Annotated in this window: 12 protein-coding genes; 6 read left to right on the forward strand and 6 right to left on the reverse strand. The window is 60.2% G+C overall.

Translation table 11 applies throughout. The features are described 5' to 3' along the window. Positions 1–13 precede the first annotated feature (13 nt). Complete coding sequence (locus tag PMI21_RS16355; protein ID WP_007937566.1) at positions 14–556, forward strand: DUF2058 domain-containing protein; 543 nt, start codon at positions 14–16, stop codon at positions 554–556. A 66-nt stretch (positions 557–622) separates the two neighbouring features. On the opposite strand, the gene PMI21_RS16350 is transcribed toward PMI21_RS16355, so the two are convergent. The 6 genes from PMI21_RS16350 to PMI21_RS16325 all read right to left on the reverse strand — a co-directional run bounded on the left by PMI21_RS16350 (position 623) and on the right by PMI21_RS16325 (position 8031). Continuing rightward, positions 623–811, reverse strand: a complete 189-nt coding sequence (locus PMI21_RS16350) for a hypothetical protein (RefSeq protein ID WP_007937567.1) — start codon at positions 809–811, stop codon at positions 623–625. A 278-nt stretch (positions 812–1089) separates the two neighbouring features. After that, positions 1090–2310 (reverse strand): beta-ketoacyl-ACP synthase I, encoded by a 1221-nt coding sequence (gene fabB / locus PMI21_RS16345; protein WP_007937568.1) that lies wholly within the window; start codon positions 2308–2310, stop codon positions 1090–1092. Between the two features lie 11 nt (positions 2311–2321). Beyond that, positions 2322–2837 (reverse strand): 3-hydroxyacyl-[acyl-carrier-protein] dehydratase FabA, encoded by a 516-nt coding sequence (fabA, locus tag PMI21_RS16340; RefSeq protein ID WP_007937570.1) that lies wholly within the window; start codon positions 2835–2837, stop codon positions 2322–2324. A 244-nt stretch (positions 2838–3081) separates the two neighbouring features. Next, complete coding sequence (locus PMI21_RS16335) at positions 3082–4983, reverse strand: ATP-binding protein (RefSeq protein ID WP_007937572.1); 1902 nt, start codon at positions 4981–4983, stop codon at positions 3082–3084. Then, positions 4980–5912: an ABC transporter substrate-binding protein gene (locus PMI21_RS16330; RefSeq protein WP_007937581.1), complete on the reverse strand. Its 933-nt coding sequence runs from the start codon at positions 5910–5912 to the stop codon at positions 4980–4982. The genes PMI21_RS16335 and PMI21_RS16330 overlap by 4 nt, the downstream gene beginning before the upstream one ends. A gap of 1 nt (position 5913) precedes the next feature. Continuing rightward, entirely contained in the window at positions 5914–8031 is a 2118-nt protein-coding gene (locus PMI21_RS16325) for a TonB-dependent receptor plug domain-containing protein (protein WP_007937590.1), read from the reverse strand. 196 nt (positions 8032–8227) lie between these two features. Between PMI21_RS16325 and PMI21_RS16320 the strand changes: the two genes are divergently transcribed. The 5 genes from PMI21_RS16320 (at position 8228) to PMI21_RS16300 (ending at position 12354) form a co-directional block, all read left to right on the forward strand. Continuing rightward, positions 8228–9250, forward strand: a complete 1023-nt coding sequence (locus tag PMI21_RS16320) for an NAD(P)H-dependent glycerol-3-phosphate dehydrogenase (RefSeq protein ID WP_007937592.1) — start codon at positions 8228–8230, stop codon at positions 9248–9250. Positions 9251–9285: 35 nt separating this feature from the next. Then, a complete protein-coding gene (locus tag PMI21_RS16315) occupies positions 9286–9633 on the forward strand; it encodes a DUF4389 domain-containing protein (protein WP_007937595.1) in 348 nt (115 codons plus the stop codon). Beyond that, entirely contained in the window at positions 9630–10082 is a 453-nt protein-coding gene (gene sixA / locus PMI21_RS16310) for a phosphohistidine phosphatase SixA (RefSeq protein WP_007937597.1), read from the forward strand. Before PMI21_RS16315 ends, sixA begins: the two co-directional genes overlap by 4 nt. Positions 10083–10210: 128 nt before the next feature. Further along, positions 10211–11878, forward strand: a complete 1668-nt coding sequence (locus PMI21_RS16305; protein WP_007937599.1) for an AMP-binding protein — start codon at positions 10211–10213, stop codon at positions 11876–11878. A gap of 32 nt (positions 11879–11910) precedes the next feature. Further along, on the forward strand, positions 11911–12354 hold the full coding sequence (locus PMI21_RS16300; RefSeq protein WP_007937601.1) for a hotdog fold thioesterase: 444 nt from the start codon (positions 11911–11913) through the stop codon (positions 12352–12354). Positions 12355–12449: the final 95 nt, after the last annotated feature.

Below are 12449 nucleotides of genomic sequence, written 5' to 3' on the forward strand. Positions count from 1 at the left end.
GTGAGTAAGCACCATGAGCCTTTCCCTTCGCGACCAGTTGCTCAAAGCAGGGCTGGTCAACCAAAAGCAGGCCAAACAGGTCGGCAAAGAAAAACAGAAACAACAGCGTCTGGCCCACAAAGGCCAGATCGAACTCGATGACTCCCAGCAACGTGCGGCTCAGGAAGCCATGGCCGAGAAGGTCAAGCGCGACCAGGAGCTCAACCGTCAGCAGCAGGAGAAGGCCGAGCAGAAGGCCCGCGCCGCCCAGGTCAAGCAATTGATCGAAGTCTCGCGCCTGCCCAAGCTGAACACCGAGGACTACTACAACTTCGTCGACGACAAGAAGGTCAAGCGCATCTCCGTCAACACCCTGATGCGCAACAAGCTCAGCAGCGGTTCCCTGGCGATCGTGCATCACGCTGGCGGTTACGAAGTGATCCCTCGTGAAGCGGCCCTGAAGATCCAGGAGCGCGATCCACAGCGCATCGTGCAGCTGAGTGTGAAGACAGAAGAAGTCAGCGCCGAGGACGATCCATACGCGGCCTATCAGATTCCTGACGATCTGATGTGGTAAGCCGTTAGCAGCTGCAACAACGACAAACCCCGCTCATGGCGGGGTTTGTCGTTTTCAATGCGGCGGTTATGCAGAACGCGCTTCGCGTTGCTGCTCCAGTGTTTCCAGTTCGGCCTTGTATTGGTGGGCTTCGGTCTCGGAGTGGAACATCCCGACCAGCAGGTTTTGTTGATGTACGTCCCAGATGCGGATACCGGCGGCGATGCCTTCATGGGACATATGTGAATCGTCGCGTTCAGTTACTTTTACAGTCATCTGCTAGCTCCAATCTCTGTTATCTGCAGCAAGGCGTGTGCAGGCCTTTGTTATAAGTTTTGTTAGCTGGCTAAGTAAATGACTGAAATCGGCAACGGACTTTTGCAAAATCGAAGAAAGTGCTGCAGCCCGCGAAATACGCGACATTCAGTCGCAGGCTGTTGAGTTTCATGACAGATGTTTCATGTTTCAGGGCCGTCCGGCCGCACATAAAACCTGGCCAAAAAAAAACGCCCCGAACCAGTCGGGGCGTTTTCATGTGTGGCGTAGGCGGGGTATTACTTACCCTGCCAGCGCTTCAGTACCAGCGTGGCGTTGGTGCCACCGAAACCGAAGCTGTTGCTCATCACGGTGTTGATGGTGGCGTCTTCGCGAGTCTTGGTCAGGATTGGCATGTCTGCCACTTCCGGGTCCAGCTCGTCGATGTTGGCGGAACCCGCCATGAAGTTGCCTTCCATCATCAGCATGCAGTAGATCGCTTCGTGAACGCCGGCGGCGCCCAGGGAGTGACCCGACAGGCTCTTGGTGGAGCTGATGGCCGGAGCGTTGTCGCCGAACACTTCACGCACACCTTTCATTTCCATCACGTCGCCGACCGGAGTCGAGGTGCCGTGGGTGTTCAGGTAGTCGATCGGTGCGTCAACGGTGGACATGGCCATCTGCATGCAGCGGATGGCGCCTTCGCCGCTTGGGGCGACCATGTCGTAGCCATCGGAGGTCGCGCCATAGCCAACGATTTCCGCGTAGATCTTCGCGCCGCGGGCCAGAGCGTGTTCCAGCTCTTCGACCACGACCATGCCGCCACCGCCGGCGATGACGAAACCGTCACGCTTGGCGTCGTAGGCACGGGAAGCTTTTTCCGGGGTTTCGTTGTATTGGCTGGACAGCGCGCCCATGGCGTCGAACAGGAACGACTGGCTCCAGTGCTCTTCTTCACCGCCGCCGGCGAACACGATGTCCTGCTTGCCCATCTGGATCTGTTCCATGGCGGTACCGATGCAGTGAGCACTGGTGGCGCAGGCAGAAGCGATGGAGTAGTTCAGGCCCTTGATCTTGAACGGGGTGGCCAGGCAAGCGGAAACAGTGCTGCTCATGGTCCGCGTTACGCGGTATGGGCCGACGCGCTTGACGCCTTTCTCGCGCAGGATGTCCAGCGCTTCCATCTGGTTCAGTGTGGAGGCACCACCGGAACCGGCGATCAGGCCAGTACGCGGGTTGGAGACTTGCTCTTCGGTCAGACCGGAGTCTGCGATGGCATCTTTCATGGCCAGGTAGGCGTAAGCCGCCGCGTGGCCGACGAAGCGATAGATCTTGCGATCGATCAGCTCTTCGAGGGGAAGGTCGATGGAGCCGGAAACCTGGCTACGCAGACCCATTTCGGCATATTCCGGATTGAACCGGATGCCAGGGCGGCTTGCACGCAGGTTAGCGGAGACGGTCTCTTTGTCATTGCCCAGGCACGAAACGATGCCCAGACCAGTGATAACGACGCGGCGCATGCGGATAACCCTTAGAAGTTGTCAGTGGAGGTGAAAACGCCGACCCGAAGGCCTTCGGCGGTATAAATTTCGCGGCCGTCGACGGTCACGGAACCGTCGGCGATGGCCAGGTTCAGCTTGCCTTTGAGGACGCGCTTGATATGAATGTTATAGGTGACTTTCTTGGCGGTCGGCAGTACCTGACCGAAGAATTTCACTTCGCCCGAACCCAGGGCGCGACCGCGGCCCGGCAGACCTTGCCAGCCGAGGAAGAAACCGACCAGTTGCCACATGGCGTCAAGGCCCAGGCAGCCCGGCATCACCGGATCCCCTTCGAAGTGGCAACCGAAGAACCACAGGTCAGGAGTGATATCCAGCTCGGCGACCAATTCACCTTTGCCGTACTTGCCACCCTCTTCGGTGATCAGGGTGATGCGATCGACCATCAGCATGTTCGGGGCGGGCAGTTGCGCGTTACCTGGGCCGAACAGCTCACCACGACTGCAGCGCAGCAGGTCTTCCCGGGTAAAGGCGTTTTGTTTGGTCATGCGAGCTCCTCAATAGTCCATGCGGCAGGGGGGCGAACTTCCCGGCCGATCGAAGCGTTCATGCCTCGAGTCAGCAGCCTACTCATAGACTATTGCGTTGTAGTGAAAGTCACAGCACCAAGGACATGAATGTACACTTGTGCACTGAAATTATTATTCAAGCCCCTTTTAGGGCCTGTTCGGGTGCCTAAGACTGCCGCACTTTCGTCTTTCACGCCAGTCGCAGATAGCCGAAAGGCCTGCACTACTGCACCCAACGCTGCAGAATTTGCTGCAGATCAGTGCGTTTAAAGGGCTTGGCCAGGTAATCGTTCATCCCCGCGGACAAACAGGCTTCGCGGTCGCCCTGCAAGGCATTGGCCGTCAGGGCAATGATCGGCACGTCAGCGCAGCCGGGCAGTTGGCGAATCTGTCGGGTGGCCTCGTAGCCGTCAATGACCGGCAGTCGGCAATCCATCAGAATCGCTTCGAAAATCAGGCTCTCGGCGCTGCGCACCGCTTGTGCACCATCGGTGACGACGCTGACAGTAAAGCCCAGGCTGCGCAACATTGCTTCGACGACGGTGCGGTTGACCGGGTTGTCTTCCACCAGCAACACATTGCGACCTTCGCCGTGGCCATTGCCGGTATGTACTCGCGGCGTCAGCACCGGTAACGACTGCTTATACAGCGCCAAAGGAATTTCCAGGGTGAACACCGAGCCAACGCCTTCTTCGCTCTGAGCACGCAAGGTGCCGCCCATTCGTTCTGCCAGGGTGCGGGCAATCGGCAGCCCCAGCCCGGTGCCGCCGTAACGTCTTGAAATAGAACTGTCGGCCTGCTGGAACGCGTTGAACATCAATTCCAGGCTTTCAGCCGGGATGCCAATCCCGCTGTCGCGCACGGTGCAGGTGAACCACAGCAATTCGTGATCCAGCGACTGCCACTGCGGTTCGATCGTGACGCGACCCCGTTCGGTGAACTTCAGCGCATTGCCGACCAGGTTGACCAGTATCTGCCTGATCCGCGTCGGGTCGCCCTGAACCTGCAGGGCGCGCATGTCCTCGGGGATCTGCAGTTGCAGGTCAAGCCCGCGTTGCACTGCGCTGTGCTGGAACGACTGGGCGCAACTGGTGATCAGGTCCGCGAGGTTGAACGCAATGTGCTCCAGCTCCAGTTCCGAACGCTCGATGCGCGAGAAATCGAGAATGTCGTTGATCACTTTGAGCAGGTGTTCAGTCGATTCAGAAGCCAGCGCGGCGTACTCGATCTGTTCCTCGGTCATCGCGGTGGTTTCCAGCAGTTGCAACATGCCCAGCACGCCATTCATCGGCGTGCGCAGTTCATGGCTCATCATGGCCAGGAAATCGGATTTGGCGTTGTTGGCCTTTTCCGCTTCCTCGCGGGTCTGGATCAATTGCGCCATGGCCTGATGCTGTTCGCGGCTGGCTTGTTCAAGGCCCAGGGCAAGGTTGTTGATGTGTTGCGACAGGGCGCCCAGTTCGGTGTCGTCGACAATCGGCAGGGGCGTTTTGTAGTCGCCTTTCTGGATTGCCTTGACCGCATTGCCGATGTCGTGGATCGGTTGCGACAGGCTGCTGGCCAGGCGCCGAGCCAGCAGAAAGGTAAACAGCAGGGCGAACAGGGCCAGGATCCCGGCCTTGAACAGGATTTCCTGCTGGCGCTGGTTGAAGGCGTCATTGGACAGACCGACGATCACCCGGCCCAGGTAATCCTCGCCCGGCTTCGTGGGGGCGGTGCGGCTGTTCTGGAAGAAGTCATTGTTGAGCGCGATACGTTGCAGCCGCACCGGTGCCTGGAACACTTCGACCTGGTGCGAGCGGTGGTGGGTTTCCGACGGTTGTTCGACGTACACCAGAATCCGGTTGGTGCTGTCCTGAACTTCCAGAAAACGCACATTGGGCGTGGCCAGGGTGGCTTTGAGCAAACTTTCGAGCACCTCGTTATTACCCGAGATCACCCCGTATTCGGTGGCCGGCGCCAGTTGGTTGGCGATCAGTTGACCGGTGTGATTGAGTTCCTGGCGCAGGTCCTGGATTCGCACGAAGGTGAAGAAACTGATCAGCAGCAACGTCAGCAGCAGCGCCGGGCCGAGGCTGATGATCTGGGTACGGGTATTGATGTCCCAACCGCTACGGAAGGTCATGGGCGGTGTTCTCCTTCGGCCAGCTGTGTTGCGACAGAGGCTTCATCCATTGGCTCAATGCTTAATGAACGAGCTACTTGCGGGTTGCTCAAGGCCTTGAAGTGCTGCGGATAAAGAGTGCGCGGCCAGGTGCTGGAGGGGCGGTCGAGCAGTTCGTCGAGAATCTTCAGCCAATCGCTCTGGTCGCTGTAGGTGCTCGCGAGGCTGCCTGCCCTGACGAAGGCGGCATTGGGACCGATCAGCGGCAGTTGCCGTGCGTAGCTGCTGAGCAGCAGGTTTTTCACGGTTTTGGGGTTGTACAGATCAGGATCATCCAGGCCCAGCAGCACATCACTGTTTTTCAGCAGGGCCTGCAACGGGCGGCTGTCATTGGTGTTGTCCCAACGCTCGGTGACCACTTCAAGGCCCAGGGGCAGGGCGGCCTGATGCAGTTCCTTCAACAGGAATTCGCTGTGGCTGTCGAAAAGCACGCCGACCCGTCGGGCCTCGGGCAGGACGAGTCGGGTCAGGCGCAATTGTCGATCCAGCGGCGGATCGCTCCAGAGCAGGCTCAGGTGCGGTGGCGAAACATCGCCAAAGCGTTGGTGGGCTTGCAGACGGCTGATGCGCAGCACCAGCGTTGCCGGGCCCTGGGCGTCTTGCAGGCGCCAGTCGAGGCTTTGCAGGTCGAGCAGAATCAGGCGGGTGCCCGCGGGCAGTTGGCCGGGCGCCGGCAAGCTGGCGACCGGCTGGAAACGCACGCTGTCGGTGGGGTGCAACTCGCTCAGGGCCTGGACGAAAGACTGCACGCCTGGGCTGTCTTCGGCGCCGGTCAGCAGAATGTCGGCGGCCCGGGCCGGCAGATTACACAGCAGCCCGGCAAACACCAGGCACAACCCGGCCAGCAGGCGGCCAAGGGTTGGCGTCTTCCGTGACAGGCAATATTGCATCTTAAAACTCCAGCTCCGCACTGAAGTAGAGCACCCGGCGCTCGTCGTAGTTGTTGTCGACGAAAGTGGTGGGCTGATTGTCGAGGCGTTGCTGGAGGATCCCGGCCAGCTCCAGATTGGCCTTGCCCAGGCCGATGCGTTTGGCGATGCGGGTGTCGACCCGTTCGAAGCGGTAACCGTTGAGGGCGTCGGCGCCATAGTAGAAGAGCGCGCTGTTCCAGCCCTGGCCCCAGTTGCGCAGCCAACCGGCGGAGCCGCTGTTGCGCGCCGTTTGTTGTGCATCCAGCGGGTTGCTCGCCTCGGCATCGACATAGGCATAGGTCAGGCGCAGACGATCGGCGCTGCTGACGCGCCAGTCCAGCTGGGTTTCAGTCCCTGAGAATCGTGAGCTGTTCGAGTTGCTGGCAATGTACTGATTGTTGCGCAGCGGTTCACTGATCATGCCGTTGATTTCGTCATAGAACAGCTTTACATCGACTGTCAGCCCCCACTCTGTGAAGTAGCCGTTGTAGCCCAATTCCCGGGAGCGCATGCGTTCCTGTTCGAGGTCTCCCGGGCCACGGGTCCTGACGAAATAGCGGGCGCTGGTCTGGCCGTAGGCACTGGGTTGCAGGTTGGTCACCTGGTAGCTCCAGTTAACGCTGTTCTCGAACATGTCCGGCGAGCGGACGGCTTCCGAATACACCGCGCGCAAACCGTGGCGCGGGTTGATCAGGTAGTTGACCGCCACCCGTGGGGTCAGCGAACTGCCAGTCAATTGCGTGTCTTCGAACATCGCCCCGCCCTGCAGCAACCAGTGCTCGGTGGCGCGCCACTCGAGTTGGCCGAACGCCCGCCAGGTGGTGTCGTCGAGCGTGCCATTGAAGTAGGTCTCGGAATCTGCCCGGTCGTAACGATAGTTCATGCCGCTGACCAGTCGCAGCGTGTCGGACAGGCTGAGGGTGTCTTGCAGTTCGAGATCGTACCGCGATTCCCGGGCACTCTGGTCGATGTCACCGCACAGCGTTTTGTTCGCGCCGTTTCGCCATTGCGCCAGAACCTGATTGGCCAGGTCTTGTTCTGCCGCCGTGCCGGGGGGCGCGCCGGTGAAACGTGCGATGTTGCGCGCCAGACGTTCGGTGTAATTGGGATTGAGCTGCCAAAGTTGGGTCAGCTCCGGGCTGAACGAGATCTCGGCATCGCAGGCACGCCAGGTCTGCTGACGATCCCAGTGTTGCGCCGAGCCTTGAATATAAAGGCTGTGATCGGGGTTGACGTCCAGGTTCCAGCGCAGCGAGCCGGCGTAGTCCTTGGCGATGACGTCGGAATTGTTCCCTGCGGCGGTAATCCCTGAGAACACCGGGCGGTAGGTATAGGGCCGCTGGTTGGTCCCGTCCTTGGCGTTCAGTTGCCAATCGATGCTCTGGTTTTCATTGAGCGTCTGGCTGACGGCGAGGCTGAAGCGATTCAAGCGACGGTTGTCGCGGTAATCGGCGCCGGTGCGGTCCGAGTCGAACCCATCGTCTTGTTGGCCGGACAGCGACAGACGCAAGTCGCCGCTGTCCCAACCCATGCCCTGGCTGGCGTAGAAATCGTTGATGCCGCGTTGGCCACGGGTGATTTTCAGCCGTGTGCCGTGGCTGTCGGCCGGTTTGCGGGTGATGATATTGACCACCGCCATCAGCGCGTTGGCGCCGTAGCTGACGGTGTTCGGGCCACGGAAAACCTCGATGCGCTCGATGTCTTCCATGGCTACCGGAATATCACTCCAGTCCACCGTGGCCAGGCCTGCGCGGTACACCGAGCGGCCGTCGATCAGCACTTGCATGCGCCGCGCTTCGCTGGCGTTGGTGCCGTGGTAATTCACCGCTGCCTGATTGCCGCTGATATTGCCGACCATCATCCCCGGCACCAGGCGCAGCAACTCACTGATGTCCCGCGCGCCGCTGGCGTTGATCAGTTCGCTGTCGATCACCGTCATGCTGCCCGGCACGGCCGCGGGCGACTGCTTCAGGCGCGTCGCGGTGAGCACTTGCGGCAACGGATCGTTGTCCAGGAACAAGTCGTCGGCCAGCAATGGCGAGCTGAAAATCAGCGCCAGCACCAGTGGCGAGCGAGGATAGGGAGAGCCAAAAGACACGGCACGGCCTTGATAGCGATTAATTGGCGCGCATGTTAACCGAGCGCAATGACTTTTCCAGTCACGTTGTGGGCATTTTCCTCGGTTTTCTTGGTCTTCTTCCTACAAGTGCCGGTAATTGATGTCGGGGCTGGCCGCCACTGGGCCGCTCCGTATAATGCGGGCATCGCCACTGGTATGGATTAACGGATTGCATATGACTGAACAGCGCCCAATTGCGGTCCTGGGAGGCGGAAGTTTTGGTACCGCCGTGGCTAATCTGCTGGCCGAGAACGGGCATCAGGTCCGTCTGTGGATGCGTGACCCCGAGCAGGCGGAGGCCATTCGGGTCGATCGCGAGAACCCGCGTTACCTCAAAGGCATCAAGATTCTTGCGGCGGTGGAGGCGGTCACAGACCTGCAAGCCACCCTGGAGGCCTGCGACCTGTGCTTCGTCGCGCTGCCGTCCAGCGCGCTGCGCTCGGTGCTGGCGCCCTACGCTCAGCTTTTGAGCGGCAAAATGCTGGTGAGCCTGACCAAAGGCATCGAAGCCCATACATTCAAGCTGATGAGCCAGATTCTTGAAGACATTGCTCCGCAAGCGCGCATCGGCGTGCTGTCCGGGCCTAACCTGGCCCGTGAAATTGCCGAACACGCGCTGACCGCCACGGTGGTCGCCAGCGAAGACGAAGACCTTTGCCAGCAGGTCCAGGCCGCGCTGCATGGCCGGACCTTTCGCGTGTACGCCAGCGCCGACCGTTTTGGCGTGGAGCTGGGCGGGGCGCTGAAAAACGTCTACGCCATCATCGCCGGCATGGCGGTGGCGTTGGGCATGGGCGAAAACACCAAGAGCATGCTGATCACCCGGGCGCTGGCGGAAATGACCCGCTTCGCAGTGAACCAGGGCGCGAACCCGATGACGTTCCTGGGGCTGGCGGGCGTCGGCGACTTGATCGTCACCTGTTCGTCGCCGAAAAGCCGCAACTACCAGGTCGGATTTGCCCTCGGCCAGGGCTTGAGCCTGGAGGATGCGGTGACGCGTCTGGGCGAAGTGGCCGAAGGCGTGAACACCCTCAAGGTGCTCAAGGCCAAGGCTCAGGAGGTGGGCGTATATATGCCGCTGGTCGCCGGATTGCACGCGATTCTGTTCGAAGGGCGCACGCTTGATCAGGTGATTGGGTTGTTGATGCGTGGCGAACCGAAAACCGACGTGGACTTTATTTCCCCCAGTGGTTTCTAAGCACTTAACCGATACGAGCAGGGAGCGAGACAGACATGAACGATCCGAAAGTAGAGGGCAAGTACGAATCCATCCTGCTGCGAGTGCTGTGGATGATTGTCTATGTGCTGGTCTGGCAAGTAGCGCAATTGATCCTCGGCGCGGTGGTGCTGGTACAACTGATCTATCGTTTGATTTATGGCGCACCGAGCGCCAGCCTGATGAATTTCGGCGACAGCCTGAGCCAGTTTCTGGCGCAGATCGGTCGTTTCGGCAGCTTTCACAGCGACCAGAAGCCGTGGCCGTTCGCCGACTGGCCAGCGCCGCGTACACCGGAAGGTGAAGCCCCGCACGTTGTGGCGCCGGCGCCGCATCCGGCCCGAGATGAGGAACCGAAACTATGAAACTCTGGGTATTGCGTCATGGTGAAGCCGAACCTCACGGTACTCGCCCGGACTCCGAGCGGGCACTGACCGACAAGGGGCGCAAAGAGGTGAAGCGAATCGCGGCCAAATTGAAGGGCAAACACCTGACAGCCATTTATGCCAGCCCTTATCTGCGAGCGCAGGAGACTGCATTGCTGGTACGTAAGGAGCTGGGTTTTGCACCGGAGATTCGCACCGTCGAATGGCTGACGCCCGACAATAATCCGCAAGCAGTGGCGGAGCAGTTGGTGTCCGTGGATCACGCGCTGCTGGTCAGCCACAACCCGCTGGTCGGTAACTTGCTGGGTTACTTGCAGCATGGTCATGTACAGGAACCGGAGCGAGTCGGCACCGCCGGGCTGGCTGAGCTTGAGGGCGACGAATTGCTGGTCGGGGCGATGAAGCTCAACGGCATCAAAACCCCGTAACCTGCCTTTGCTTCTGCTTTTGTAGGAGCGAGCGGTGGCGTTCCGTTCTTTTTTGTGTGAAATAGTCAACCAAGCACTTGCTTGGTTGACTACGCTTGCTCCAGACCAAAAATAAGGGAGCAAGTCGCATGTCTGCTGCTTTTCGTTTGCCACTTGACGTCTTCTACGAGCGCGAAGCACGTCATCCGCGCCAGCGCTTTCTGGTCCAGCCAACAGGGGACGGCCAGGTCGAAACGCTGACCTGGGCCGACGTCGGCCACCAGGCGCGCTGTGCCGCCCACTGGCTGCGGGCTCGTGAGTTGCCGCAAGGCAGCCACATTGCACTGATCTCGAAAAACTGCGCCCACTGGATCATCGCCGACCTGGCGATCTGGATGGCCGGGCATGTCTCGGTGCCGCTGTACCCCAATCTGACCGCCGATTCCTTGGCCCAGGTGCTTGATCATTCTGAAGCTGCATTGGCGTTCATCGGCAAGCTGGATGACTGGCCGGGCATGTCCATTGGAGTCAAACCCGACCTGCCGACAATCAGCCTGCCGCTGTGCCCGGTGGGTACTTTCGATTTCAGCTGGGCCGACCTGCAACGCAGCTCACCGATTCAGGACGACCCCAAACCCGCCGCCGATCAACTGGCGACCATCATTTACACCTCTGGCACCACGGGCCAGCCCAAAGGCGTGATGCACAGTTTCGGCACGCTGGGGTTTGCCACCACCCATGGCACTCGGTTATTCGGCCTGAATGAGTCGGATCGCCTGCTGTCCTACCTGCCACTGTGCCATGTTGCCGAGCGGATGTTCGTCGAGCTGGCAGCGATCTACACCGGGCAAACGGTGTTTTTCGCCGAGAGCCTCGACACCTTCCTCACCGATTTGCAGCGTGCCCGGCCGACCGCGCTGTTCGGTGTGCCACGCATCTGGACCAAATTCCAGATGGGCGTGTACAGCAAGATCCCGGCAAAGCGCCTCGACTTCCTGCTCGGTCTGCCTTTCATCGGCAAACGGGTAGGGCACAAAGTCCTCGCCGGGCTGGGGCTGGACGCCTTGCGCATTGCCTTGTCCGGCGCGGCGCCAGTGCCGCAGACCTTGCTGCAGTGGTACCGAAAACTGGGGCTGGACGTGCTGGAGGTGTACGGCATGACCGAAAGCTGCGGTTACTCCCACATCGGCCTGCCCGGTCAAAACAACCCCGGCTGGATCGGCAAGTCATGCCCGGAGGTCGAAGTGCGCATCGAGCCATCAGGTGAAGTGCTGGTGCGCAGCGGCGCGACCATGCTCGGCTATTTCAAGGAGCCTTTGAAAACCGCCGAAACCCTCACCGGGGACGGCTTCCTGCGTACCGGTGACAAGGGCGAGGAAGACGCCGAGGGCAACCTGCGCCTGACCGGGCGCCTGAAGGAAATCTTCAAGACCAGCAAAGGCAAATACGTGGCCCCGGCGCCGATCGAGAATCGCCTGGCGGTGCATTCGCGGATCGAACAAGTGTGCGTGGTGGGCGATGGCTTGAGCGCACCACTGGGTTTGTGCGTGTTGTCGGCGGTCGGTCAGCAGGATGCCAGCGGGACGGCGAGGGCGGGTTTGCACTCAAGCCTGGAAAAACTGCTGGAGGAGGTCAACGGCGTCCTCGACAGGCATGAACGCTTGCGTCGGCTGGTGGTGGTCAAGGACAGTTGGGCGGTGGAAAACGGCTTCCTGACACCGACCCTGAAGATCAAGCGCAACATGATCGAAGCGGCTTACGGCGCGCGCTTCGAAGAATGGAGCGCGCGCAGCGAGGCGGTGCTGTGGCAGGATTGAGCCACGAACAACTCCAACAAAGGAACGCAACGATGAGTCTGTGGCGCACCACTCCCAACATCGAGCAATTGAACGCAATCCAGAAAAACACCATCGGCGAAGTGCTGGATATTCGCTTCGAAGCTTTCGATGAAGAGTCCCTGACCGCGAGCATGGTCATCGACCACCGTACGCACCAGCCTTATGGCTTGCTGCACGGCGGCGCCTCGGTGGTGCTGGCCGAAACCGTCGGCTCGATGGCCAGTTTCCTGTGCATCGACGCCAGCAAGTTTTATTGCGTGGGCCTGGAAATCAACGCTAACCATTTGCGGGGGCTGCGCAGCGGGCGGGTGACGGCGGTGGCCAAGGCGATTCACATCGGGCGCACCACCCATGTCTGGGATATTCGCTTGACCAGTGATGAGGGCAAGGCCAGTTGTGTGTCGCGCCTGACCATGGCAGTGGTGCCGTTGGGGGAGAATCCGCCGGTGCGTTGAGTTTTGACACGTTTTTTGTAGCAGCTGCCGAGCCTGCGAGGCTGCGTTCGGCGGCGAAGCCGTCGTGAATCCGGTTGACGCAGTCTGTCTGACGC

Origin of the sequence: Pseudomonas sp. GM18, from assembly GCF_000282195.1 — a bacterium.
Classification (GTDB): Bacteria; Pseudomonadota; Gammaproteobacteria; order Pseudomonadales; family Pseudomonadaceae; genus Aquipseudomonas.